This is a genomic window from Mycobacterium neglectum (assembly GCF_002591975.1).
Taxonomy (GTDB): domain Bacteria; phylum Actinomycetota; class Actinomycetes; order Mycobacteriales; family Mycobacteriaceae; genus Mycobacterium; species Mycobacterium neglectum.
Map to the genome: position 1 here is coordinate 16,169 of NZ_NVQE01000051.1, position 25,086 is coordinate 41,254.

27 protein-coding genes are annotated in these 25,086 nt (G+C 64.6%); 12 read left to right on the forward strand and 15 right to left on the reverse strand.

Features of this window, described 5'->3' with window-relative positions; all coding sequences use genetic code 11:
• Positions 1-70: 70 nt before the first annotated feature.
• The 5 genes from CSQ99_RS26735 to CSQ99_RS26755 form a co-directional block, all read right to left on the reverse strand.
• A complete protein-coding gene (locus tag CSQ99_RS26735; RefSeq protein ID WP_099042026.1) occupies positions 71-367 on the reverse strand; it encodes a cytochrome C oxidase subunit IV family protein in 297 nt (98 codons plus the stop codon).
• 3 nt (positions 368-370) lie between these two features.
• On the reverse strand, positions 371-964 hold the full coding sequence (locus CSQ99_RS26740) for a cytochrome c oxidase subunit 3 (protein ID WP_099042027.1): 594 nt from the start codon (positions 962-964) through the stop codon (positions 371-373).
• A complete protein-coding gene (locus tag CSQ99_RS26745) occupies positions 961-1,770 on the reverse strand; it encodes a hypothetical protein (protein WP_099042055.1) in 810 nt (269 codons plus the stop codon). Before CSQ99_RS26745 ends, CSQ99_RS26740 begins: the two co-directional genes overlap by 4 nt.
• A 26-nt stretch (positions 1,771-1,796) precedes the next feature.
• Positions 1,797-2,504, reverse strand: coding sequence for a hypothetical protein (locus CSQ99_RS26750; RefSeq protein WP_099042028.1), 708 nt, complete (start codon positions 2,502-2,504; stop codon positions 1,797-1,799).
• A 74-nt stretch (positions 2,505-2,578) separates the two neighbouring features.
• Positions 2,579-3,886, reverse strand: coding sequence for a glycosyltransferase (locus tag CSQ99_RS26755; protein ID WP_099042029.1), 1,308 nt, complete (start codon positions 3,884-3,886; stop codon positions 2,579-2,581).
• Positions 3,887-3,940: 54 nt separating this feature from the next.
• On the opposite strand from CSQ99_RS26755, the gene CSQ99_RS26760 reads away from it, so the two are divergent.
• The 3 genes from CSQ99_RS26760 to CSQ99_RS26770 are packed head-to-tail and all read left to right on the forward strand — an operon-like array spanning position 3,941 to position 5,683.
• Positions 3,941-4,615, forward strand: a complete 675-nt coding sequence (locus tag CSQ99_RS26760) for a TetR/AcrR family transcriptional regulator (RefSeq protein ID WP_176561237.1) — start codon at positions 3,941-3,943, stop codon at positions 4,613-4,615.
• Between the two features lie 22 nt (positions 4,616-4,637).
• Positions 4,638-5,222: a TetR/AcrR family transcriptional regulator gene (locus tag CSQ99_RS26765; RefSeq protein WP_099042031.1), complete on the forward strand. Its 585-nt coding sequence runs from the start codon at positions 4,638-4,640 to the stop codon at positions 5,220-5,222.
• On the forward strand, positions 5,219-5,683 hold the full coding sequence (locus CSQ99_RS26770) for a nuclear transport factor 2 family protein (protein ID WP_099042032.1): 465 nt from the start codon (positions 5,219-5,221) through the stop codon (positions 5,681-5,683). The genes CSQ99_RS26765 and CSQ99_RS26770 overlap by 4 nt, the downstream gene beginning before the upstream one ends.
• Here the strand turns inward: CSQ99_RS26770 and CSQ99_RS26775 are convergent.
• On the reverse strand, positions 5,680-6,555 hold the full coding sequence (locus CSQ99_RS26775) for an ArgK/MeaB family GTPase (protein WP_099042033.1): 876 nt from the start codon (positions 6,553-6,555) through the stop codon (positions 5,680-5,682). The genes CSQ99_RS26770 and CSQ99_RS26775 overlap by 4 nt on opposite strands.
• 84 nt (positions 6,556-6,639) lie before the next feature.
• On the opposite strand from CSQ99_RS26775, the gene CSQ99_RS26780 reads away from it, so the two are divergent.
• Positions 6,640-7,380 carry an SDR family NAD(P)-dependent oxidoreductase gene (locus CSQ99_RS26780; protein ID WP_099042034.1) on the forward strand — a complete coding sequence of 247 codons (741 nt, stop codon included), beginning with the start codon at positions 6,640-6,642 and terminating at the stop codon, positions 7,378-7,380.
• A 19-nt stretch (positions 7,381-7,399) separates the two neighbouring features.
• On the opposite strand, the gene CSQ99_RS26785 is transcribed toward CSQ99_RS26780, so the two are convergent.
• From CSQ99_RS26785 to CSQ99_RS26800, 4 genes are read right to left on the reverse strand one after another with little or no spacing between them, the layout of a single operon-like run.
• A complete protein-coding gene (locus CSQ99_RS26785) occupies positions 7,400-8,167 on the reverse strand; it encodes an enoyl-CoA hydratase/isomerase family protein (RefSeq protein ID WP_099042035.1) in 768 nt (255 codons plus the stop codon).
• A 1-nt stretch (position 8,168) separates the two neighbouring features.
• The gene (locus tag CSQ99_RS26790; RefSeq protein ID WP_099042036.1) at positions 8,169-9,257 is read right to left on the reverse strand and encodes an acyl-CoA dehydrogenase family protein; all 1,089 of its coding nucleotides are present in this window, start codon (positions 9,255-9,257) and stop codon (positions 8,169-8,171) included.
• Positions 9,244-10,056, reverse strand: a complete 813-nt coding sequence (locus tag CSQ99_RS26795; protein WP_099042037.1) for an acyl-CoA dehydrogenase family protein — start codon at positions 10,054-10,056, stop codon at positions 9,244-9,246. Before CSQ99_RS26795 ends, CSQ99_RS26790 begins: the two co-directional genes overlap by 14 nt.
• Positions 10,041-11,438, reverse strand: a complete 1,398-nt coding sequence (locus CSQ99_RS26800) for a class I adenylate-forming enzyme family protein (RefSeq protein ID WP_099042038.1) — start codon at positions 11,436-11,438, stop codon at positions 10,041-10,043. Before CSQ99_RS26800 ends, CSQ99_RS26795 begins: the two co-directional genes overlap by 16 nt.
• 111 nt (positions 11,439-11,549) lie before the next feature.
• On the opposite strand from CSQ99_RS26800, the gene CSQ99_RS26805 reads away from it, so the two are divergent.
• Positions 11,550-11,861: a 2Fe-2S iron-sulfur cluster-binding protein gene (locus CSQ99_RS26805; RefSeq protein ID WP_099042039.1), complete on the forward strand. Its 312-nt coding sequence runs from the start codon at positions 11,550-11,552 to the stop codon at positions 11,859-11,861.
• Here the strand turns inward: CSQ99_RS26805 and CSQ99_RS26810 are convergent.
• From CSQ99_RS26810 to CSQ99_RS26825, 4 genes are read right to left on the reverse strand one after another with little or no spacing between them, the layout of a single operon-like run.
• A complete protein-coding gene (locus CSQ99_RS26810) occupies positions 11,849-12,913 on the reverse strand; it encodes a CaiB/BaiF CoA transferase family protein (RefSeq protein ID WP_099042040.1) in 1,065 nt (354 codons plus the stop codon). The genes CSQ99_RS26805 and CSQ99_RS26810 overlap by 13 nt on opposite strands.
• Positions 12,910-13,866: an LLM class F420-dependent oxidoreductase gene (locus CSQ99_RS26815; RefSeq protein ID WP_099042041.1), complete on the reverse strand. Its 957-nt coding sequence runs from the start codon at positions 13,864-13,866 to the stop codon at positions 12,910-12,912. Before CSQ99_RS26815 ends, CSQ99_RS26810 begins: the two co-directional genes overlap by 4 nt.
• Positions 13,863-14,285 carry a cobalamin B12-binding domain-containing protein gene (locus tag CSQ99_RS26820; protein WP_099042042.1) on the reverse strand — a complete coding sequence of 141 codons (423 nt, stop codon included), beginning with the start codon at positions 14,283-14,285 and terminating at the stop codon, positions 13,863-13,865. The genes CSQ99_RS26815 and CSQ99_RS26820 overlap by 4 nt, the downstream gene beginning before the upstream one ends.
• Entirely contained in the window at positions 14,285-15,874 is a 1,590-nt protein-coding gene (locus CSQ99_RS26825; RefSeq protein WP_099042043.1) for a methylmalonyl-CoA mutase family protein, read from the reverse strand. Before CSQ99_RS26825 ends, CSQ99_RS26820 begins: the two co-directional genes overlap by 1 nt.
• Before the next feature lie 201 nt (positions 15,875-16,075).
• On the opposite strand from CSQ99_RS26825, the gene CSQ99_RS26830 reads away from it, so the two are divergent.
• The 7 genes from CSQ99_RS26830 to CSQ99_RS26860 are packed head-to-tail and all read left to right on the forward strand — an operon-like array spanning position 16,076 to position 23,709.
• Entirely contained in the window at positions 16,076-16,909 is an 834-nt protein-coding gene (locus tag CSQ99_RS26830; protein ID WP_099042044.1) for an SDR family oxidoreductase, read from the forward strand.
• Positions 16,906-18,396 carry a class I adenylate-forming enzyme family protein gene (locus tag CSQ99_RS26835; protein ID WP_099042045.1) on the forward strand — a complete coding sequence of 497 codons (1,491 nt, stop codon included), beginning with the start codon at positions 16,906-16,908 and terminating at the stop codon, positions 18,394-18,396. Before CSQ99_RS26830 ends, CSQ99_RS26835 begins: the two co-directional genes overlap by 4 nt.
• A 13-nt stretch (positions 18,397-18,409) precedes the next feature.
• Positions 18,410-18,724 (forward strand): hypothetical protein, encoded by a 315-nt coding sequence (locus CSQ99_RS26840; RefSeq protein ID WP_099042046.1) that lies wholly within the window; start codon positions 18,410-18,412, stop codon positions 18,722-18,724.
• 13 nt (positions 18,725-18,737) lie between these two features.
• Positions 18,738-20,213, forward strand: a complete 1,476-nt coding sequence (locus tag CSQ99_RS26845) for an adenylate/guanylate cyclase domain-containing protein (protein ID WP_099042047.1) — start codon at positions 18,738-18,740, stop codon at positions 20,211-20,213.
• Positions 20,214-20,242: 29 nt separating this feature from the next.
• The gene (locus CSQ99_RS26850; RefSeq protein WP_099042048.1) at positions 20,243-21,043 is read left to right on the forward strand and encodes a putative hydro-lyase; all 801 of its coding nucleotides are present in this window, start codon (positions 20,243-20,245) and stop codon (positions 21,041-21,043) included.
• Positions 21,040-22,359, forward strand: coding sequence for an MFS transporter (locus tag CSQ99_RS26855; protein WP_099042049.1), 1,320 nt, complete (start codon positions 21,040-21,042; stop codon positions 22,357-22,359). Before CSQ99_RS26850 ends, CSQ99_RS26855 begins: the two co-directional genes overlap by 4 nt.
• Before the next feature lie 60 nt (positions 22,360-22,419).
• Positions 22,420-23,709, forward strand: coding sequence for an MFS transporter (locus CSQ99_RS26860; RefSeq protein ID WP_099042050.1), 1,290 nt, complete (start codon positions 22,420-22,422; stop codon positions 23,707-23,709).
• Here the strand turns inward: CSQ99_RS26860 and CSQ99_RS26865 are convergent.
• Entirely contained in the window at positions 23,706-24,968 is a 1,263-nt protein-coding gene (locus tag CSQ99_RS26865) for an amidohydrolase family protein (protein ID WP_099042051.1), read from the reverse strand. The two genes, CSQ99_RS26860 and CSQ99_RS26865, sit on opposite strands and share 4 nt — an antisense overlap.
• Positions 24,969-25,086 lie beyond the last annotated feature (118 nt).

Consider the following 25,086-nt stretch of genomic DNA (forward strand, 5'->3'; position numbering starts at 1 on the left):
CGAGTGTGCGGTTTCGAACGCCTCACCGGCGTGTCGCGCACGAAACCGCACGCTCGGTGCGCCGCAACCGTCAGCCGGCGATGGCTGAGCCCACGAAATAGCTGCCCAACAGGCAGGTCCCGATGAGGACAACCCAGCCATCAGTCAGGCGGCAGAGCAGCAGTGGTGCGTGTCGCACCTCCATGAACTCCCGGAAAATGATGCGCACCTTGATGAGAGCGATCACGATCGCGCTGACGGTGACCACCGTGCTGGCTCTCAATGTTCCGTTCTGGTCGGCGGTGTTGTCGATCCAGATGTAGGCAAGCGTCATCGACGTCAGGATCAGCCAGACGATCAGCAATCTCGTGTTGAACGTAGTGCTCACAAATCACCTCACGACGTAGAGCAACGCAAAGATAAGGACCCACAGGAAGTCGACCGTGTGCCAGTAGGTCGCACCGGTTTCGACAAGCTGCTGGGAGCGCCGCGCCGGGCTCCATAACTGGTAGACGACGACGCCAAGCACCACGAAGCCGATCAACACGTGTATGCAATGGATCGACGTCAGAAAGTAATAGTGTTGGAAGAACTCGTCGCTGGTGAATGTGTTCCCCAGGTTGATCTCCGTGATCCACTCGAGCACCTTGGACACCAGGAATACGAGCCCGAAGAAGACGGTCACGAAGGCGTTGATCAATGCCGACCGATACGCGCCTGCCCGGGCCGCCTGCACACAGCGCGCGATAGCCCACGAACTCAGCAGCAGGGCAATGGTGTTGAAGATCCCGATGCGAAGATCCAGATCCGCCTGGGACTGCAGGAACAGCGCCTCGTTCTGGGTGCGAGACACCAGATAGACGGAGAAGTAGCCCGTGAAGAGCAGCGACTCGAACAGGACGAACATCCACATGTCCGGCTGCCCGGGCACGGCCTTCGTCGGCTTGTCCTCCACTTGCGACGGCGGGCCCGCGAGGTTCGTCATCGCACCGCCTCCACCGAATCCGAGGCCTTAGCCGCATCCTTGACTGGCAGATCGGGCAGTGGTCCGGTGCCGAAGTCTTCGCGCTCGATCATCTTTCGCAACAGCACGATGAAGACGCCCGTGTAGAGGACGAACACCACCATGTTGATCCACCATGCGATGGCACCGTTCCACGCGAAGGCGCCGCGCTGGAAGATCCATGCCGGCGCGACGACGACTTCGGTCAGCGCATTGCACAGGCTGAGGTAGCCGAACCACTTTGGGAACACCCGGTTCTTGTCGAGCAGGACCGCCACCATCCAGACCAGGGAGCCGATCATGAACACACCCATGGTTCCGCTGAACGATAGGAACGCGAAATCGTATAGCCAGGCGATCAATTCGGGGTCGCGATCGGGGCGAAGGGCGCCGGCCGTCATCGCGATAGCCATTACCAGCATTCCCGGAATAGCGCTGAGCGAATAGATGATCAGATACGAGTACGCGAAGAGTCGGCTCACTGACATCCGCCGCATCGAGTAGGCGAGGAGGGCATTCATGGGAGCACACATACCGCTGATCAGGAAGACGACGCCGAACCCCGCGAGAAGGCCGAGATTACGCTCGCTGAACCACTGCTCGATCATCGGCGTTTCCCAGGCCGGACTCGGCGGGGGCTGCACGCGCGTGACGAAGAAGAACAGCACCCCGTAGAGCTGGTAGAAGACCACCATCACCCACCAGGCGAACCACAGCTCGCGCTTGGGGTGGTAGCGAATGTTCCAGGCCAGCCGGCCCATCCGTGAATCGGCTGGCGGGTCCGGCATCGTTGTCGGTGGTGCGGTGGAGGTGCTCACGCGTCGACCAGATCTTGCGCGCGCTGGTGCCGAATCGTCTGACCGAGGACGATTCCCATGACGACGATCCAGACGAAGATCGCAATGTTCTTGACCCAGAACGACAACACGCCGTCCCAGGCCAATGGGCCGGTGGAGGCCAGCGCGGTGAAGGCGGCGGGTGCCAACGCGACCGCAACGAGAAGATTGAAATGGGCCACCCACGGTTTGAAGATCGGCCGCTCCTGGCGGTCCCAGTAGATCGCCAGCGCGAACAGTAGACACTGCGCGATGAGGTAGGGAACCAGGACGGTGAAGGTGAGCCACGCGAGATCGTTCAACAGCTGAGTCAACTCCGGCGCGCGGTCCGGACGAAACGAACCGAGCAGCCAGAACATGTTGGCGATGAGAAACAGGGTGGGCGGACCACCGGCGCAGGCGATCAGGCTGTAGGACAGGATCGGCGTGCGGTGAGCCATCCGGCGAATCTGCATCGCCAACAGGATCACGATGGGGATGAGCCCCACACCGAACCAGTTGAACAGAATCATGCTGTAGCGGATCCGTGCGGTCTCATCGCGATAGAAACTCGCGACCTCCTCCGCGGACATGTTCGGTGACATCGGGTGAATAAATCCAGGAAACAGCAGGAACGCCGATACCCAGATGATCGCCACCGCCGGCAACGTCCAGAAGAGGATCAACTCGCCGTCACGCTGTCTCATCGTCGAACCATCCCCTTGCAAAGTGTCGGTAGCCGATCGGCAACCGACACGGTAGCCGATCGGCTACTTGATGGTCAATGCTGGGCGGTCTCGGACGTCGACGGGGCGGTACGTCCGGTGAGCCGATCGACGATGTCGGCCAGGCCGGCGAAACCGGGAGCCGCGGCCATATCCGCGGCGACGCGGTCACTCGCCCCGCGGTAGCACGGGTCGTTGAGGACGGCGAGGACTTCGCGGCGCATCGCCTTTGGCGTTGGCTTTTCAGTTTTGATGCGTCGACCGACACCGGACCAGGCGACTCGGGCGCCGACCTCAGGCTTGTCCTCCTTGCCGCCGGTTGCGACGATCGGCACCCCGTAACGCAACGCGTACTGGACACCGCCGTAGCCGCCGTTGGTGACGTAAACCGAAGTGCGCGGCAGCAATTCGTCGTAGGGAAGGAAGATCGCGGCACGGGCGTTCGCGGGCAGCGGGGGCAGGGTTTCCACCGGGCGCCCGCCCGTTGATACGACCACCAAGACGTCTTCGTCGGCGAGCGCACGCAGCGTCGGTTCAATGGCCTGGCCGTAGTCGGTGTTCGCGACTGTCCCCTGGGTGACGTGAACAACGGGGCGGGTGCCGTCGAGATCGGACCACCACTCCGGCAGCGGCGCTTGCGATCCCGTCGCACACAGCGGGCCGATGAAGTGCAGGTTGGGTGGCGCGTCGGACATGGTGTATTCGAACGACGTAACCGTCAACTGGACGATCGCCTCGGCGTGACGGCCCCAGTCCATAAAGCTGAACGGCATGTCGACGCCGTGAACTTGTCTGTGGAATCCGTTGATGGCTCCAAAGGCCTGCCGCAGGATGCGACGAGAAATGGCGGCCAGTATGGCGTTGCGCCCACGGTTCATGACGCGGGCCGGCCGCAGCCCCATGCCGTAGGGCGCGGTGTCACGACTCTCGATGGGCAGCGGAATGACTCCGCACATGATGAGCGGGGGTCGCGATGACGGCGGGTGTCCCAGAAGGAATCCCGCGCCAAGGGAGGCAACATCGGCGATCACCACATCGGCGGGGTGTGCGGCCAGCGCCGCCATAATCGTCTCGTACTGCGGCTTGGCCGGTTTGGCGAAGACTTGGCCGATGTCGAAGGCGACCGCCTTGGCACCTTTCAGCGCGGCACGTTCGGGGAAGAGTTCGCTCAGGGGCCGGTCGTCAAAGTCGGCGTCGGGATGCACCGGCACGTAGGTCGCACCGGTGGCAGCTACTCTTTCGGCGAACATTGCGCCGGTGATGAAGCGAACGTCGTCGCCACGCTCGACGAAGTTTTCAGCGACAGCCAGCAGCGGCGCCACGTGACCTTGTGCCGGAAATCCGACGATCATGATCGATGACACTTATTCCCCCTCGCCGTCTCGGCGAATCCCTACTGTGGTGTAGTATTCATTACTGTGGAACCCAAGTCAATATCTAAGAGTGCTCCACGGTCGTATCGTTCGACGCTGCGTCAGCAGCAGGCGGAGGCGACGCGGTCGCGGGTCCTCGCCGCGGCCGCCGAACTGTTCGCCACTGACGGCTACGCGCGCACGACACTCGCGAAGATCGCCGCGGCGGCCGGGGTCTCCGCCGAGACCGTTCAGGGACAGGGCCCTAAGGGGGCGCTGTTGATCGCCACCATCGAGTACGCCGGGTTCGGTGTGGCCGGCGAAAAGAATGTCTTCAACCTCGACGTAGGTCGTCACCTGCTGGCGATCGACGATCTCGACGAAGCACTGGACTACGTGGCCGACACCGCCACCGACATCCACCAACGGACCGCTCCGTTGGCGCCCGCACTGTACGGCGGCGCGAGCGCCGATGACGAGCTCGAGCGGTACATGGACGACCTGTTCGCGAGCATCAAGCTGCAGTTTCGACGAATCCTCGAGGTCCTTCGCGACCGGGGGTGGCTCCGCGTCGACGTTCCTTTCGATGAATTGCTCGAAACGATGGTGGTGGTCTGCAGTGTCGACACCTATCTGCGGGTCACCCAGCGCGGCGGGTGGAGCGTCGACACCTATCGCTCTTGGTGCCGAAGAATCCTCGCCGAGACTGTTTTCCATTCCCGGAAGCCCGAGACAGAGTAGCCGATCGGCTACTCTCGTCGGTGTGACCTCCACACAGGACAGCGTCAAGTTCAGCGAGATCACCCGCACCGCCGCCCAGACCCGCGTCTTGGACGCGGCATTGAAGCTGATCGCCGAGCGCGGCGTCAGCGGGACGTCGTTGCAGATGATCGCCGACGAGATGGGCGTGACGAAGGCGGCCGTGTACCGCCAGTTCAAGACCAAGGAAGAGATCGTCATCGCCCTCACGGAGCGAGAGATGAGCAAGCTCGAGGATGTACTCGAAGCCGCCGAAGCCGAGGGCCATCCCCTGCGTGCGCGTGCAGTGCTTCTCGACCGGATGGTCGAGCAGGCCATCGACCGCCGTGACGCATTCCGCGTCCCGATGTTCGACCCGGTCATCATCCGCCTGCAGGCGGAGTATGAACCGTTTCAACGGTTCATCGAGCGGCTCTATGCGGCGCTACTCGGCACGGAAGCCGGCGTCGAGGCGCGTCTGCATGCGGCGATGCTCTCGAGTGCCATCAGCGTCGCCGTCATGCACCCACTGCTCGCCGACGTCGATGGCGAGACGCTGCGCGTTCAGTTGAAGCAGATGACCAGCCGCATGCTCGGCCTCCCCGAATGACATTGCCCATCAATGTGGATGAGCAGGCGATCCGCAGTCTCGTCCACCGGTATGCCGATGCCGCGTCCCGGCGTGACCCGGCTGGAGTTGCGGGCACGTTCACGGCCGATGGCGTGTGGCACGCCCCGGAGTTGGGTCGCTTCAGCGGACGTGAAGCGATGCACGGCTTCTTCACCTCGATGCTCGACGGTTGGAACGTCTTCCTGCAGGCGCTGATGTCCGGGGTGATCGTCGTCGACGCATTGAATCCCGATCGCGCCGTGGGCCGTTGGTTCGTCCAGGAGAACGGCCAGCGTGCCGAGGGCACCAACTTGATCATCTCGGGCGTCTACCACGACGAGTACATCCGCGATGGCAACGCGTGGTCGATTCTTCACCGCCGCTACGACGCGCTGATGCGAAACACCGACGGACAGGTGACGACACGGCCGTTCCCGACCGACGTCCCCGCGATCAACTAAGGCTCGACCGGGGCGACGAACAACCCCTCGGTGGCGCTGTATGGATCTGACCCACCGTCGGCGACCTGCGACGCGAGGCGATCCAGATCGGGGTGACTTCGCAGGCGCGTCTGCGCCAACGACAGGATCTGCGCGCGCGCACGTGCCATGCGGCGTTCCGGGCTGTCGGTGCGATGGTGGACCTCGATGACCTCCACCAATTCGGGGATGCCCTGTCCCTCTGCGGCAACGAGTTTCAGGATCGGCGCCTTCGTCTCCGCCTTCAGGTCGCGCACGGTCTGATCGGCACCGTCGCGATCCGCCTTGTTGACGACGACGATGTCTGCGACCTCCAGCAGACCGGCTTTCGCCGCCTGGACCGCGTCGCCCGCACCGGGGTTGAGGATCACGATCGTCGGGTCGGCGATCGCGGCGATCTCGATCTCGGACTGACCGACACCGACGGTCTCCAACACGACCAGGTCGTATGACAACGCGGCGAGCAACCTGATCGCCGCCGGCACCGCTGCGGCCAACCCGCCGAGGTGGCCGCGCGTCGCCACCGATCGGATGAGGACGTCGGAGTCGTTGATGTGCGCGGCCATTCGGATCCGGTCGCCCAGCAGCGCCCCGCCGCTGTAGGGCGATGACGGATCGACCGCGAGCACCGCCACCCGCATGTCGCGTTCGCGGTATGCGGTGACGAGTGCGCCCACTGTCGTCGACTTACCCGCGCCCGGGGGGCCGGTCACGCCGACGACCCGCGGCGCCGGCACCTCGCCAAGAGAGTCGAGCACCTCTCCGCGCCGCGGACTTTCGACCAGGCTCAGCAGTCGGCCGACCGCCCGGGTGGACCCGCTGCGTGCCGCTTCGATGAGCTCGTCGATGGTCATCGCGTCCAGCCTATCCCGGTGGGTACGAATACGAGAATGTTATTCTCTCGACAAGAGAGTGCCAGTTGCAAGAAGGGCGGCCATATGCAACTCACCGGCAAGGTCGCCTTCGTCGCAGGCGCCAGTCGCGGCATCGGTGCGACGATTGCTGCGGCGCTGGCCCGGGAGGGGGCTGCGGTCGCGGTCGCCGCGCGCTCCGAGGAACAGGGCAAGGTGCCCGGCACCATTCATGACGTCGCCAAACGCATCACAACGGCGGGTGGCCGCTCCTTGCCAGTGCAGTGCGACGTCACCAGCGAAGAATCCGTCGAGAATGCAATAGCCGCAACGGTTTCGGAGTTCGGCGGTATCGACATCCTGGTCGCTAACGCCGGCGTGCTGTGGCTCGGCCCGATCGAGTCCACGCCGCTGAAGCGCTGGCAGTTGTGCCTCAACGTCAACCTCACCGGCGTGTTCCTGGTGACCAAGGCCGTCATTCCGCACGTGAAGGCTCGCGGCGGCGGCTCGCTGATGGCGATCACCACGACCGGCGTCGGCATGATCGACCACGGCGCCAACGCATACTGGGTTTCCAAGGCTGCCGTGGAGCGGCTGTATCTGGGACTGGCCTCAGATCTCAAGGCGGACAACATCGCGGTGAACTGTCTGAGCCCGTCGCGGGTGGTGTTGACCGAAGGTTGGAATGCCGGCGGTGGTGGGGTGGAGATACCGCCGGAGATGGTCGAACCGCCGGAGGCGATGGCCGACGCCGCGGTACTGCTCGCCCAGCAAGACGCAACCGGCATCACCGGCACGATCCAGCGCTCAGAGGAACTCACCATCTAGCGCGTGGGCCGATGATCTGCTATTTGTCTTTCGCGATCAGGCCGTCCACGATCTTGTTGAAGTCGGCGGTCCCGAACGACACGTATTCGGACAAGTTGGCGTAATCCAACGACGCCATCACCGACTTCTCGAGTTGGATGTTCATCAATCGCTTCGTGCTCTCGAGCGCCTGCTGCGGCAATTCCATGACCTTCTTCGCGCACGCGATCGCTTCGGCCAGCGGATCCTCGACGACGTGATTGACCATCCCCAGCTCGAGCGCACGTGCGGCCTTGATTCGAATCCCGGTGAAGGCAAACTCCTTGGCCTGCAACAGACTTATCTGCGACGGCCACACCAGCGGACCGCCGTCCGCGGCTACCAGTCCGATCGAGACATGGGGATCGGCGAAGAACGCGGTCTCGGCCATGTAGACGATGTCCGAGAGGGCCGCCAAGCTGCAGCCCAGGCCGACGGCCGGACCATTGACGGCGGCGATCACCGGGATACGGCATCGAATCATGCCGATGACGAGATCACGCCCGTGCTTGATCGTCTTCTGACGTAGCGCTTCGTCGTTGCGCAACTCGTCGAGGTAGTTGAAGTCACCGCCGGCCGAAAACGCCCGGCCTGCACCGGTGATGACCGCTGCCCGCGCGCCGACGTCCTCATTGAGCGCTTCCCAGATCTTGGCGAGGCCGACGTGCAACGGGTCGTTGACCGCGTTGAGTTCATCGGGCCGGTTCAGCGTGATGATGCGCAGACCGCCGTCCGCCCTCACGTCGATTTCGTCTGGCATGTCATACATTTCAGACCCCTAATCCAAGTATTCGCGACGAGATGATGTTCTTCTGAATCTGCGAGGTTCCACCCATCACACTCTGCGCGCGGCTGTACATGTACGCACCGAACAACTCGGGATCGCTCGTGCCGACGGTGGCAAGCGCAGCATGGCCGACCGACTGCTCGACCCAGGTCATCAGCAGCTTGTCCAGCGACCCCTGCGGGCCGTGGGTGATGCCGTCGAGTTGCTCGGACAGCCGTCGGCGCACGTGCAACCTCAACATCTCGGTCTGCACCCACGCCCACGACAGCTCTTCAGGTGTCGCGCCGTCGACCCGGGACGCCAACTGACGCACCAGCTTCCCGTAGCGCGCAGAGAATCCCAGGGTCGATGGTTCGCGTTCATGGCTGACGACAGTCATGGCGAGTTTCCAGCCTTCACCGGGATTACCGACCATGTTCTCGGCGGGCACCCGGGCACCATCGAAGGACACCTGCCCGAATTCCTTCGTGACACCGCTGATCATCTTCAGTGGCCGCTGCTCCACACCGGGCTGATGCATCGAGACGACGAACGCCGAAAGGCCACGGTGCTTCGGCACTTCCTTGTCCGTTCTCGCCAGCAGCAGACACCAGTCGGCGACGTCGGAGTAGCTGGTCCAGATCTTGTGGCCGTGGATGACGAACTCGTCACCCTCGCGGGTCGCCGTGGTGGTCAACGATGCGAGATCCGAACCCGCGCCGGGCTCCGAGAAACCCTGACACCACCGCTCGGTTCCGTTGATCATGCCGGGCAGGAATCGCTGCTGCAGCTCCTTGCTCCCGTGATGGCCAAAAGCGACGACCAAGTATCCCAAGCTCGGGCGCGCCGGGGCGCCCGCCTTGGCGATCTCCTCGTCGACGATGACGTCGTACACCGGAGGCAGGTCCTGGCCGCCGTATTCTTTCGGCCACGACGTTCCGAAGAAGCCCTGCTCGTACAGCGCCTGATGCCAGGCGCCTTGAGCGGCCCAGTACTCGTCGCCGGACGTCGGGAACTTCCCCTTCTGTTCGGTCAGCCAGCCGCGTAACCGGTCACGGAACGCGGCTTCCTCCGTCGAATCACGGAAATCCAATGGTCAGCTCCTCCAGCTTGACGGGCCACGCCTCGGTGGTGGTCAGCACCCGCCGCAGATATATGTGGGCGAGGCACTCCCAGGTGTTGCCGATGCCCCCGTGCACTTGAATCGAGGTCTCGCAGACGGTCAGCGCCGCACGCGCACAGTAGATCTTGGCCACCCGCGCCGCTTCGATGGCCTCGGCAGCAGTCAGTTCGTCGACCGCCCACGCTGCGTGGCGCAGCACGCTGATCGACCCCTCGATGAGGGCCAGGCTTTCAGCGAGCAAATGGCCGACCGCCTGATACGAGCCGATCGTCGCGCCGTACTGCTCGCGGACCTTGGCGTATTCGCAGGCCAGCGCGTGCGCACCGCGCGCGGCACCCACGAGATCTGCACATGTGACGGTGAGCGCGAGCGCGTGCCACCGGCCCGCGTCCTCCTCCGAGAGCTCGTCAAGCGCTGACGGCGATTCGACCACTCCGGCAAGGCTTCTCGTCAGGTCAACAGTCTCGGGGTCGTCGGTGCCCGCAGGCGGCTGCACGCCGCGCTCCCTCAGGTCGTCGGCGAGCAGCGGTCCCAGGAACGGCACGTCGACGAGCCCGCGAGCGAACTCCTCGGCGACGATGGCCACCTCGACACCGGATGCACCGTCGGAGCGCAGCGTCCGAAACCCCGTGGCATCGACCGCCTTCTCCAGACGTGCGACTCGAGCCTGGTCGTCGAGATCAGCGACCGACCCCGGACCCAGATCATCGGCAAGCTTGGCTGCGGCGTCCCGCAGCTGTTGCTGTTCATTGGTCAGACGGACGTCCACAGACGCTCCTTCAACACTCGACGCAACACCTTTCCTGATGGCAGACGGGGTATTTCGTCCACAAACTTCACCTGACTGGGCCGCTTGTACGAAGCCAGCCGATCAGCGACGAGCGCCACGAGTTCGTCGGCACCGACCGAGCCATTCCCCTTGACAGCGGCAACGATCGCCTCGCCGTTGGCCGCGTCGGGGACCCCGAACACGGCGCAGTCCTCGACTGCCGGATGGCCGTGCAGGACAGCTTCGATCTCGGCGGGCGCAACCTGAAAGCCGCGTACTTTGATCATTTCCTTCGAACGGTCGGTGATCCGCAGCCAGCCTTCGGCATCGAGATGGCCGACATCGCCGGTCCGGTACCAGCCGTTCGAAAACGCGTCGGCAGTAGCCGAATCCGGCAGATAGCCGGCCATCGCGGAGCCCGATCGCACCTGGATCTCGCCGAGCTCTCCAGACGCCACAGGCTCGCCGGTATCCAGGGAGACCACTCGCAGATCCACGCCTCCTACCGCGCGACCCACGGTATCCAGACGAGCGCCGGTGATGTCATTGCACGAGATCACCGGCAGTTCGCTGGCCCCGTAAGCGGTCACCCAGTTCACGCCCGCCCTGCGGCTCACGATTTCGGCGACGCTTTCCGTGACCGGTGTCGCGCACCACATCACGTAGCGCAGCGACGACAGGTCGTAGCGCTCGAGATCCGGATGTGCTGCGAGTGCCAGAGCGATCGGTGCAACCGCCATTTCGATCGTGATCCGGTCGGACGCGATGTGCCGCAGCATCACCTCGATCTCGAACCGCCTGTGCAACCGGATCCACGTGCCCGTCTCGAGCGCCATCACGATGTTGAGCAGTCCGAGGATATGCGACGGCGGGGTCATGATCTGCATTCGATCCGCCGACGACAAGTCCAGCGCGCTGCGCCAATGCGCCACGGCGACCGCGAACGACGCGTGCGTGTGGCGCACAGCCTTGGGCATCCCGGTGGTGCCCGAGCTGAAGACGAAGAGTGCGTCGGCCTCGGGCGCCGGCGCTGCGAAAGATCGCTCTCCCGGTGTTATCGCTTCATCCAACGACAACATTGGCATCGACTCGGCGAGCACCGGGTGATCCCCGACGGCGTATCCGGGCTTGGTCAGCGTGAGCGCGTGCTCCACCTCGGTGCGCTTCCACGCCGGACTGAGCAACACCGCGGATCCGCCCAGCCGCCAGATGGCCCGTAGCGCGACGACGAATTCGGGCCGATTGGACGACATGATCGCGACCCGGTCACCCTGCCGCACTCCACGATGCTCGAGGATGGTGGCCATGCCGCTGGCCTGCGCGTCGAGTTCGGACAGCGTGTATTCACGCTCCTCGAAAGCGAGCGCGATCGCCTCACTCACAGCATGTCCTCACTCGCCGGGCCGCCCGTCAGTCGCGAATTGAGAATAGCGTATCATTTAAAGAGAATGGTATTCTCTCGTTCCTAGAATCGACGTGCCAGGAGACGCTTGATGACGGCAGAACCGGTGCCGGGCTCACCCGCCGATGACGGGCAAGTGACGATCGTGCTCGATCGAAAAACGGCGTCGGTGCGGCGGGTGGCCAATGAGACGCTCCTCGAGAGTGCGCGGCGGGCCGGACTCTCTCCGCCATTCTCGTGTGAAGCCGGTAACTGCGGTACCTGCATGGGCAAACTCGTCGAGGGTAAGGCCACGATGCGCGTCAATGACGCGCTCGAAGAAGACGAAGTCGAAGACGGATACATCCTGACCTGCCAAGCGATTCCCGACACCGATTCGGTCAGTTTCACTTACGACGACTGAGGCGACGCGGACTCGGCATGTTCGTCGAGACGTGGCGGCGGCCGGTATTCGGGGTCGTACCCATCGACATGGATCGGGCTGCCCACCAAGCGGAAATCCCCTGCGGTGACGATGATTTCGGGCGTAGCCTCCAATGCCTCGGGCAGCGTGCGCACCGCGGCGGCAGGTATCCCCAGCGGTCGCAGTCGGGCTTCCCAGCCCTTGGCACTGTCTCCTGCGAGTTGGGCTGCGACAACAGCGAGCACCTCCTCGCGGCGTGCGGCCCGTTCGGCCATTGTCGTGAAACCCTCGATTCCGGCCTCCCCGGCGAACGACTTCCAGAAAGCGTCATGCGTGATGAACAACGCGAGGTATCCATCGGCCGTCGCGAAGAGCTGTGCTGGAACGTAATAGGAGTGCGCCCCGTAAGGATATCGACGTGGCTCGGCGCCGTCGTTCAGGTATGCCGACGCGCGGTAGTTCAGCTGTGACAACATCACGTCGCGCAGTGAGACATCCACCTGCCCCCCACGCCCCGCGATGATCTGTGCGAGCAGACCCAGCGCGGCCGCGAGCCCGGTGGAGTTGTCGACCGACGAGTAGCCCGGCAGGGTCGGCGGATCGTCGGGATGGCCGGTCATCGCGGCCACCCCCGTCGCGGCCTGGATGACGTAGTCGAACGCGGGATCGTCGCCGCCGTTCAACCCGAAACCCGTCAGCGCGACGCAGACGATGCGGTCGTTGAACTCCCGCAGCGCGTCATAGGTGAGCCCCAACCGCTTGATCGCCGTCGGCTTCATATTGACCAGTAGCGCATGAGAGTTCGTGACGAGCTCACCGAGACGGGCACGCCCCTCGTCTGACCGCAGATCCAGGACCACGCTCTGCTTGTTGCGGTTCAGACTCGCGAAGTAGCTGTCGCTGACCTGCCGTGAGATCTCGCCGCCCGGCGGCTCTATCTTGATCACCTCGGCACCGAGATCGGCCAACAGCATCGTCGCGTACGGTCCGGCCAGCATGACACCGACCTCGAGGATGCGGATGCCTGCCAGCGGCCCGGCTTCCGAATTCATCGCACGGCCTTGGCGATTTCCGCAATCACCTCGCGCGTGCGGTATTTCGACGCGATCAGCTCGTCGCGGTTGTCACCGATCGGCAGCAGGCGAACCGACAGATCGGTCACTCCGGCGTCGGCGAACTGGCGGAACCGCGCAAGGATCGCGTCCTCGTCGCCGGCAGCGGTCAGGTCTCCCACGTCGCGGGCATCGCCGCGATCCAGTAACCGCTGATAGTTCGGCGACGTCTCTGCCTCGGCCAGAATGCGATTGGCGCGGTCCTTGGCAGCGTCGATCTCGGTGTTGGCGCACAGGCATACCGGAATGCCTGCGACGATGCGCGGCGCGGGGCGGCCCGCTTCTGCTGCGGCCTTGTTGATCTTCGGCGCGATGTGCTCCCCGATGGCCTTCTCGTCGGCCATCCACAGCACCGTGCCGTCAGCGTGCTCGCCTGCGATCTGCAGCATCACCGGTCCCAGCGCCGAAACCAGCACCGGCATGGGTGGGTCAGCGCCGAGCACAGTCGGGTTGTGCACCGTGAAGGTGTCGTTCTCGACGTCGACGTCGCCGGGTCCGGCGATCGCGGCATTGAGCACCTCGAGATAGTCACGTGTGTAGGCAGCCGGCTTCTCATACGGGATACCCAGCATGTCGCGCACGATCCAATGGTGCGAGGGTCCGACTCCGAGCGCCAGCCGACCTCCGGTGCCGGCATGGACGGAGAGCGCCTGACGCGCCAACGCGATCGGATGCTGCGCTTGCAGCGGGACGACGGCGGTCCCCAGTTCGATTCGCGTCGTGCGCGAGCCCATCAGGGCCACCATGGTGAGGCAGTCGAAATCGTTGGGCACCTGCGGCATCCACGCGGTGTCCATACCCGCGGACTCCGCCCATTCGATGTCCTCGATGAGCTTCTTGACCTTGCGGGCCATATCTCCGCGCTCGGCTCCGATCATCACGCCGAGCCTCATGACTGTCCCGCTTTCTCAGTGAGCGCCCGGACATCGCGCACCAGCGTGTCCAGCGGTGTGCCGGTGGGGAACACGGCAGCCGCGCCCGCATCGAGCAGCTTCTGCACGTCCGATTCGGGGATCGTGCCGCCGACCACAACGGCGATATCCCCGGCGTCGGCGGCGCGCAGCGCGTCGACGGTGCGGGTGGTCAGCGCGACGTGAGCACCGGAGAGGATCGAAAGCCCCACCAGGGCAACGTCTTCCTGCAGTGCAATGGACACGATGTCTTCGATGCGCTGCCGGATGCCGGTGTAGATGACCTCGAAGCCGGCGTCGCGCAGCGTGCGCGCCACGATCTTGGCGCCGCGGTCGTGGCCGTCCAGGCCCGGTTTGGCGACGAGCACTCGCGCCGGATGCGTAGCGGTGGATGCAGCCACTAGAACACCACCGGCTGCTGGAACTCGCCCCACACCGACTTCAACGTCGACACCATCTCCCCCACCGTGCAATAGACGTTCGCGCAGTCAATCAGCCTGTGCATCAGGTTGTCGTCACCCTCGGCGCCGCGAGCCAAGGCGGCCAGCGCCTCCTTGACGGCGACGTCGTCCCGATCGGCCTTGACCTTCGCCAGACGCTTGAGCTGCTTGTCACGACCCTCGGCATCGAGTTCGTAGGTGGCGATCTCCGGCGGTGGCTCGTCGACGACGAACTTGTTGACCCCGACCACCGGTCGCTCGCCGGACTCGACCTCCTGATGAATCTTGTAGGCCTCATCGGCGATCAGACCCTGCAGATAGCCATCCTCGATGGCGCGCACCATGCCGCCGTGAGCTTCGAGGTCTGCCATGATCTCGATGATCTTGGCCTCGGTGGCGTCGGTCAGCGCCTCCACGAAGTAGGACCCGCCCAGCGGATCGGCCACCTTCGTGACTCCGGTCTCGTACGCCAGGATCTGCTGGGTGCGCAGCGCGAGCGTCGCGGACTCCTCACTGGGCAGCGCGAACGGCTCGTCCCACGCGGCGGTGAACATCGACTGCACGCCGCCGAGCACCGCAGCCATCGCCTCATACGCCACGCGGACGAGGTTGTTCTGGGCCTGCGGTGCGTACAGCGACGCACCGCCGGCCACACAGCCGAACCGGAACATCGACGCCTTGTCGCTGTCGGCGCCATAGCGTTCCCGCACGATGGTCGCCCACCGCCGACGGCCTGCCCGGTACTTGGCGATCTCCTCGAAGAAGTCGCCGTGCGTATAGAAGAAGAACGAGATCTGCGGGGCGAACTTGTCGATGGTCATCCGGCCACGCTCGACTACGGTGTCGCAGTACGTGACGCCGTCGGCGAGGGTGAACGCCATCTCCTGTACGGCATTGGCGCCTGCGTCTCGGAAGTGCGCACCGGCGACCGAGATCGCGTTGAAGCGCGGCACCTCGGCGGCGCAGAACTCGATGGTGTCGGCGATGAGCCGCAGCGAGGGTTCGGGCGGCCAGATCCAGGTGCCGCGCGACGCGTACTCCTTGAGGATGTCGTTCTGGATCGTGCCGGTGAGCTTCTCCCGCGGCACGCCCTTCTTCTCCGCGGCGGCAACGTAGAAGGCCAGCAGGATCGCGGCGGTGCCGTTGATGGTGAAACTGGTGCTGATCGCCTCCAGCGGGATGCTGTCGAACAGGATCTCGGCATCGGCCAGTGTGTCGACGGCGACGCCGACGCGGCCGACCTCTTCGCCGTACTCGGCGTCATCGGAGTCGTAGCCGCATTGCGTGGGCAGATCGAGCGCGACCGATAGCCCGGTGCCGCCCTGATCGAGTAGGTAGCGGTAGCGACGGTTGGACTCCTCGGCCGTGCCGAATCCCGAATACTGCCGAAACGTCCACAGCTTGCCGCGATACCCGCTCGCGAAGTTGCCGCGCGTGAACGGATAGGTGCCAGGCGCGGGCGGCTCACCGCTTCGGTCCGCCGGTCCGTAAATGGGCTCGAGCGGGATGCCGGAGGGGGTCTGTACAGGCAGGTCAGATGGCGGAGTCATCAGTCGATAACGTACTTGCAAAAAATGAGAATGCCAATACCGCCGGCCGGAAACATGCAGTGAGGGGGACGTACGGCAGTCCCCCGAACATGTCCGAAGGCCCAGTAAACAGCGATTATGGCACTTGCCTAGAATGAGAACGTCACTACCGTTCGTTTAGAATCCAGGTAGAATCCTGGGACTGCGCACCTGAGGAGACTCATGACGAGCCCGTCACCGTTCACCGACCGCACGCTGGTCGTGTCAGGCGGTTCCCGCGGCATCGGACTGGCGATCGCGCTGGGCGCCGCCGAGCTGGGCGCAAACGTCGTACTTCTGGCGAAAACGTCCGAACCCCACCCCAAGCTGCCCGGCACCGTGCACACCGCTGTGGCCGACGTGGAGGCTGCGGGCGGCAAGGGTGTCGCGGTCGTCGGCGATGTGCGCAAAGAAGAGGACGTGCAGCGCGCAGTGGATGCCGCGATCAGCCATTTCGGCGGTGTCGACATCGTCATCAACAACGCCAGCGCCATCGCGACCGAGCCGACCGAGGAACTGGCCGCGAAGAAGTTCGACCTGATGATGGACATCAACGTCCGCGGCACGTTCCTGCTGACCAAGGCGGCCCTGCCGCATCTGCGCAAATCACCGAATGCGCACGTCATCACGCTGTCACCGCCGCTGAACATGAGCCCGCACTGGCTGGGCGCGCACCCGTCCTACACCTTGTCGAAGTACGGGATGACGCTGTTGTCACTGGGCTGGGCGGCCGAATACGCCGGTTCGGGCATCGGATTCAGCTGCCTTTGGCCCGAGACGTACATCGCCACCGCGGCCGTCGCCAACGCACCCGGCTTCCAGGAAATGCTGGCAAGGTCGCGCGATCCGCGGATCATGGCCGACGCTGCGGTCGCGCTCCTGTCCCGCCCGGCCGCAGAGGTCAACGGGCAATGCTTCATCGACGTCGGTGCGCTGGCATCGGCCGGCATCACCGACTTGGCCGGCTACGGCGGTGGGGACGACCCCATCCTTGATATCTTCGTCGACAAACCATGAGCATCTCGTTGCTGCTGGAGATGGCAGCCTCCACAAACCCGGACCGCACTGCGCTGGTGTCCGGTGAGATGCGGCTTACGGCAGCCGAACTGAGTGAGCTCGCCGACGGCGGTGCAGGCGTCATCGCGGCGGCGGGCACCTCCCATGTGGCCTACGTCGGCCTGGGCGGCGCATTGCTTCCTCTGTTGCTGTTCTCCTCTGCACGCGCGGGCGCGACTTTCACGCCGCTCAACTACCGCTTGAGCGCCGACGGTCTGCGCGAGCTCATCGACCGCCTGCCGCAGCCGCTGGTCGTCGCCGACGCGGAGTATCTCGACGTCGTCGCGGGCGCGGGCAAGCTGGTCATCGGCTCCGAGGAGTTCATCGCGGCGGCCCGCACCGCGGAACCGGCCGCCGAGTTCCCCGACCCCGACGATGTCGGCGTGGTGCTGTTCACGTCGGGAACGACGTCGCGGCCCAAAGCCGTTGAGCTGACCCACAACAACTTGACCAGCTATGTCACCGGCACAGTCGAATTCGATTCGGCCGATCCCGATGACGCCGCGCTGATCTGTGTGCCGCCTTACCACATCGCGGGCGTCGGCGCCGCACTGTCGAACCTGTACGCGGGTCGAAAGATGGTGTACCTACCGCAGTTCGACGCGGCCGAGTGGGTATCGCTGGTCGGCGGTGAAGGTGTGACGACGGCGACCGTCGTGCCGACCATGCTCGACCGCATCGTCTCGGCCCTCGAATCGGAACCGGTCGCGCTCCCCAGCCTGCGCAACCTGGCCTACGGCGGCTCGAAGGTCGCACTTCCGTTGGTGCGCAAGGCACTTGGACTGTTGCCCGATGTCGGTTTCGTCAACGCCTACGGACTCACCGAGACCAGTTCGACGATCGCGGTGCTCACTCCCGACGATCACCGCGACGCCATGACTTCCACCGATGTGACGGTCACCCGTCGGCTGGGATCGGTCGGCCAACCCGTTCCCGGCATCGAGGTACAGATTCGCGACGGAAGCGGGCAGGTGGTCGGGCCCGGCGAAACCGGTGAGTTGTTCGTCCGGGGCGAGCAGGTGTCGGGCCGCTACGCCGAGATCGGCTCCGTGCTCGACGCCGACGGCTGGTTCCCAACCAAGGATGTCGCCATGCTCGACGACGCCGGCTATCTCTTCATCGGCGGACGGTCGGACGACACGATCATCCGCGGTGGCGAGAACATCGCGCCCGCCGAAATCGAAGATGTCCTCGTGGAACACCCTTTGGTGCATGACTGCGCGGTCGTGGGACCCGAGGATCCGCAATGGGGCCAGATCATCGTCGCCGTGGTGGTTCCATCACCGGGTGCGAACCCCGATCCCGACGAACTGCGCGAGCACGTTCGATCGCAACTCCGTGGCTCGCGTACACCCGACCGCGTGGTCTTCCGAGACGAACTGCCGACCAACGCGACCGGCAAGGTGTTGCGCCGGGAATTGGTCCAAGAACTGACAGCCTCGAATTGACAAGGAGCCGAACATGATCAAGAACGGGACGCGACTGCAGAGCCAGGTCTGCGACACCCAGGTGATCGTCGTGCGCAGCGCCGACAGCCTCGACGACCTTCGCGCGGGCGGAGTTCCGATGATCCCGCTCGACAGTCAGAAAGATCCCGAGAAGTCCTCCGACTTATCCATCGATCCGGCATTCTCCGAGGGCAACGCGATGGGCAAGCGCTACGTCGATGAGGCGGGCGCCGAGGTGCTCGTCACCAAGGCGGGTGCGGGCACCCTGTCGGTCGGCACCACCGCACTGTCTCTCAAGGAAGCCAAGCCGCTGCCCGCAAGCGACTGATACGTTCGGCCATGTGAAGCCCCGCAGGCTGCTGATCCGGTATGCAGCGGGGCTGACGTTCGCGTACCTCCTGACGACCGCCGAGGTCACAGCGCTCGTCATCTCACTCACCGGCCGCGGCCACAGCTCGCCGGCGATCGTCATCGCCGCGGCGGGGGTGATCGTCATCGGAACAGCCGTCGTCGCTATCGGCGCCGTCCGCATTGTGGCGCCCGCGCTGCAATGGCTCGGCATCCGCGAACCCACCGGCGACGAACGGCGATCGGCGTTGAAGACGCTTCGCCGGCAGTCCGCGATCACCGCCGCGCCCTGGGTACTCGGTGCCGCAGTGATGATTCCCTTGAATCTCGGCGCGCCCGTCGAACTGCAGGTGGTGATCGCCTCGGCACTCATCTTCGGCACGATCGCCACGATATGCACCGGCTTCCTTTTCACACTCCGCACGCTTCGCCCGCTGCTGGCAGGTGTGACAAGGGATTTCAGCGAGATCACGCCCAGCATTGCGCCCGGCGTGCGCGCCAGGCTGCTGATCATGTGGGCGGTGTGCACTGCGCTGCCCGGTATCGCCATCGCCTGTCTACTTATCTTGCGCTCCAACGGATGGATCATTCAGAAGACCACTCCTGTCGAACTGGCCCTGCTGGTGCTTGCCCTCGTCGCTGTGGTGCTCGGACTTCGGGCGATGATCCTGGTGTCCATCTCCATCTCAGATCCGCTGCGCGAGGTCGTCGAGGCCATGGCCGAGGTCGAGCGGGGCGAGATCGACCGATCGCTGGACGTCTACGAATGGTCCGAAATCGGGCGGCTGCAAAGTGGATTCAACCGGATGGTCGCCGGCTTGCGGGAGCGCGAGAAGCTGCGCGATCTGTTCGGGCGTCACGTCGGTGAGGAAGTGGTGCGCCGCGCGATCGACGCAAACGAATCATTGTCGGGTGACGAACGAAACGTCGCGATTCTGTTCATTGATCTCGTCGGCTCGACGCAGCTCGCGGCAACCCACGAACCACATGAAGTCGCGACCGTCCTCAACGAGTTCTTCCGATTGGTCGTCGCTCAGGTCGATGCACACAGCGGGCTGGTCAACAAGTTTCAGGGCGACGCAGTGCTCGCCGTCTTCGGCGCACCGATACGCACAGACGATCCCGCGACAGCGGCGTTGACGACCGCCCGTACGCTCAGCGTCGAACTACGCTGCCTCCCTGTCGATTTCGGCATCGGTGTCTCTGCCGGCCCGGTGTTCGCCGGCAACATCGGGGCGGAAAACCGGTACGAATACACCGTCGTCGGTGACGCCGTCAACGAGGCCGCCCGACTCGCCGACCTCGCCAAGGACTATGACGATCGGGTGCTGTGCTCTGGCACAGCCGTCGAGCAGGCGACCGACGCCGAACGCGGACACTGGATCGCGCACGGTTCCGAGGTGTTACGCGGACGCACCAGCGCGACGGATATTTCGGTACCGGTGCGGCAGGAGCAACCTGCAGGTTAGGTCCTCGGTGCAAACGGGAATGCACGGGTATGACCGCTCGGGTTGCGGCCACGGCAGCCGCTGATCGGGCCAGAATTCGGGCCGGTGACCACACCGGCCCGACGAGCGGGCTTGCGCCGGGCTTCGCGCAGGCCAACCTCGTGATCCTGCCGGCTGACGACGCACTCGACTTCCTGCGATTCTGCGTCCGCAACCCGAAACCATGCCCGCTGCTCGAGGTGACCGACACCGGGTCACCGCGCCCGCCCGGGCTCGCCACCGACGCCGATCTGCGCACCGACCTGCCCCGCTACCGGGTATTCCAGGACGGTCACCTCATCGACGAGCCGACCGACATCGCCCACCATTGGCGTGCAGACCTGGTGTCGTTCCTGTTGGGGTGCTCGTTCACCTTCGAATGGACGCTCGCTGCTGCCGGCCTGCCAGTGGCGCACCAGCTCCAAGGCGTCAACGTTCCGATGTATGTCACCAGCCGACGCTGCAGTCCCGCGGGTCCTTTCGACGGACCGTTGGTGGTGTCGATGCGGCCGTACGCACCCGAGGTCATCCCGCAAGTCGTCGAGATCTCGGCTCGCTTTCCCGCCATGCATGGTGCACCCGTGCACATCGGCGACCCGGCCGAGATCGGCATCGAGGACCTCGCGGCACCGGACTTCGGGGATGCGGTCCGCGTCGGCACGGATGAGGTGCCCGTCTTCTGGGCCTGCGGAGTGACACCGCAGGCCGTCGTAGTCGAGGCGCGGCCCTCCCTCGCGATCTTCCACGCCCCCGGCCACATGTTCATCACCGATCGACGCCACGTCGACTTCGACACCCAGGAGGGGTCATGACCATCCGTGAGGCGCCCAACCGGCAACGCGACACCGACCCAAAAGCGGTACGGAAAGCGGTACGCGGCGCGGCAATCGGGAATACCGTCGAGTGGTACGACTTCGCGATCTACAGCACCCTCGCCACCTACATCGCCGATCAGTTCTTTCCCTCTGGTGACGAGACCGCGGCGCTCCTCAGCACCTTCGCCGTCTTCGCCGCCGCGTTCTTCATGCGTCCGCTCGGCGGTTTCTTCTTCGGGCCGCTCGGTGACCGGATCGGCCGGCAGCGGGTTCTGGCACTTGTCATTCTCTTGATGTCGGGGTCGACCTTCCTCATCGGGCTGGTGCCGAGTTACGAGTCGATCGGCGTTGCCGCACCGCTGCTGCTGCTGTTGCTCCGTTGTGTGCAGGGGTTCTCGGCCGGTGGCGAATATGGCAGCGGTGCGTGCTATTTGGCTGAATTCGCGCCCGACCGCCACCGTGGGTTCGTCGTCTCTTTCCTGGTGTGGTCGGTCGTCGTCGGCTTTCTGCTGGGCTCGCTGACGGTCACCGGCCTCGAAACGCTGCTCTCGGAGAGCGCGATGAACTCCTACGGCTGGCGGATCCCCTTCCTCATCGCAGGCGTACTAGGGGTGGTCGGTCTCTACATCCGGCTTCGACTCGGGGACACGCCGGAATTCGAGACGCTGCGCGAGGAAGGCGAAGTCTCTGAGTCGCCGCTCAAGGAGGCGCTCAAATCGTCATGGCGTCCGATCCTGCAGATCGCCGGGCTCGTGGTGATCCACAACGTCGGGTTCTACATCGTCTTCACCTACCTACCAACGTATTTCACGAAGACGCTTGAGTTCACGAAGACCAATGCGTTCGTCTCGATCATCATCGCGAGCACTGTCGCGATCATCCTCATTCCCCCACTGGGCGCGCTTTCGGACCGGATCGGCCGAAAACCGCTGCTGATCGCGGGCGCCGTCGGGTTCGCCATATTCGCCTATCCGCTGTTCATGTTGCTCAACACCGGATCACTGGCCGCGGCCATCGCCGCGCACGCGGGCCTGGCCGCAATTGAATCGGTGTTTGTGTCGGCGTCGTTGGCGGCCGGCGCGGAACTGTTCGCCACGCGGGTGCGCTCCAGCGGCTATTCCATCGGATACAACGTGTCCGTCGCGATCTTCGGCGGGACGGCACCCTATGTGGCGACCTGGCTGGTGGCACGGACCGGCAACGAGCTCGCACCCGCGTTCTACGTCATCGCCGCGGCGATCATCACGCTGGCCACCATCATGACCATGCGGGAGACGGCCGCTCAACCGTTGCGACAGAAGGTGCACACATAGCGCACACAGATTGAGCGCCAACCGTCCTGCGAGGGACGTCGTCAGCGCAGACTCGACCACATGTCGACGGCACGCTTGCCAAGGAACCGGGCCACCTCTCCGCTGCGCGTGGCGATGGCCAGCTTCATCGGTACGACGGTCGAGTTCTACGACTTTCTCATCTACGGCACCGCGGCGGCGCTGGTGTTCCCGAAGCTGTTCTTCCCCAACGTGTCCCCCGCCTCGGGGTTGCTGCTGTCGTTCGCGACGTTCGGGGTCGGCTTCGTCGCGAGGCCGCTCGGCGGAATCGTGTTCGGCCACTTCGGTGACCGCGTGGGCCGCAAGCGCATGCTCGTCTACTCACTGCTGATTATGGGCAGCGCGACAGTGCTGATGGGTCTGCTGCCCACCTACTCACATATCGGTCTGGCGGCTCCGATCCTGTTGACGCTGCTGCGTCTTGTGCAGGGGTTCGCGGTCGGTGGCGAATGGGGTGGGGCCACGCTCATGGCCGTCGAACACGCATCGGCGGAACGCAAGGGGTTGTACGGTGCATTCCCGCAAATGGGCGCTCCCGCCGGTACAGCGACCGCGACGCTGGCGTTCTACGCGGTATCCCTGCTGCCCGACGAGCAGTTCACGGCGTGGGGATGGCGCATACCGTTTCTTGCGAGCGCCGTGCTGATCGCCATCGGCTTGGTGATCAGATTGTCGGTGGCCGAGAGCCCAGACTTCGACGCACTCCGAAAACGGTCAGTTGTCGTGCGGGTACCCGTCACGGCAGCGTTCCGCAAGCATTGGAAGCAGATCCTGCTCGTCGCCGGCGCGTACCTGTCGCAGGGTGTGTTCGCGTACATCTGTGTGGCATATCTCGTGTCGTACGGCACGACCATCGCCGGAATCGACCGGGCACAGGCTCTTTTGGGTGTGTTCATCGCCGCGGTGGTGGCGGTCGTGACGTATCCGGTGTTCGGCGCGCTGTCGGACATCTACGGCCGCAAGCCGGTCTTTCTGGCCGGCGTCGTTCTGATGGCGCTGTCGGTCGCGCCGGCATTCGCGTTGATCAACACCGGCAATCCGACGCTGTTCCTCGCAGCCCTGCTGCTGGTGTTCGGCTTCGCGATGGCGCCCGCCGCCGGGGTGACTGGTTCGTTGTTCAGCCTCGCGTTCGACGCCGACGTCCGCTACAGCGGAGTATCGATCGGCTACACCCTGTCTCAAGTGCTTGGCTCGGCCTTCGCGCCGACGATCGCGACCGCCCTGTATGCGGCGACCAAGACAAGCAATTCGATCGTCGCCTATCTCATTGCCGTGTCGGTGATTTCCGCGGCCTCCGCGTGCCTTCTGCCGGGTAGGTGGAGGCGGGATTAAGCCTTGGCGAGCTGCTTTTCTGCGTAGAGCCTCGCCCACTCCTTGCGCGGCCGGATCGACACGTCGACGTCGGTTGCCTTGGCGCGCAACGCCCCGACGTTGGCCTGATCCTTCGGCGTCAGCTTGAAGGGATCCCAGCCGAAGAAACGGCAGCTGTTCTGCCACGTGATCTTGTTGATGTCCGTGTCGTCGGCGCCCGCGGCGTTCAGTTCGGCGAGCACCTGCTCCGGCGCATCCGGCCAGAAGCAATCGGAGTGCGGGTAGTCGCACTCCCAGGCGATGTTGTCGATGCCGATTTCGTGGCGCAGCTTCAGCGACGTCTTGTCAGTGACGTAGCAAGCCAGCGAGTGCTCGCGGAACACGTCACTGGGCAGCTTGTCCCCGAAGTCACGCCGCAGCCACTTCTGGTTGGTGTAGTGCCGGTCGCTGCGATCGAGATAGAAGGGGATCCATCCGATTCCGCCCTCGGAGAAGGCGAATTTGAGGTCCGGATAGTTGCGCATCGCGGGACCCCACAGCAGATCCTGGGCGCACATCGCCGAGACCTGGGTGGCCAGGATGATCAGGTTGTCGATCGGCGCGTTGGGCGCCATGCTGATGGCCCCGAAGCCGGTGCCGATGTGCAGACACATCACGACGTTCTCGTCTGAAAGCGTCTGGAACACCGGGCCCCAGTACTCACCGTCGTGGTAACTCGGAAGGCCTTCCAGGTGAGGCAGTTCCGGCATGGTGACGGCCCGGCAACCCTTGGCGGCCACCCGGCGGATCTCGGCGCACATTCCCTCCGGATTCCACGTCGGCAGCACGGCGATCGGGATGAAGCGGTCTTGGTAGCTGCCGGCCCACTCGTCGATGTGCCAGTCGTTGTAAGCCGACACCATCACCAGGGTGACGTCCTCGCGCGTCATGTTGAGATGCCGAGCCGAGAACCCAGTGAAGGTCGGGAAGCACATCGACGCCAGGATGCCGTTGCGGTTCATGTCCCGAACGCGCTCGTGAACGTCGTACACGCCGGGCCGCATCTCGGCGAAACCGGCCGGGTCGCGCCCCCACTCCTCGGCGGGCCAGGACACCACCGCGTTGAGTCCGCTGACGCCCTGCGGCCTGCCCTGGTACATCCACTGGTCGACGCCCTTCTCGTCGGTGACGACGATGGGCGCTTCGTCTTTGTACTTCGCGGGGACGTGGTTGAGGAACATGTCCGGCGGTTCCACGACGTGGTCGTCGATGCTCACCAGAATCAGGTCGTCGGTCTGCATAACCAACTAGTACCGTCTAGAGGCATGACCGTCTCTGCGACTTCGGACAGTCTTTTGTCCGCAGCGGCCAAGCCCGCACAGGATCTTTCCCGCCGCCCCGCCCTGGGCCCTTCCCGCC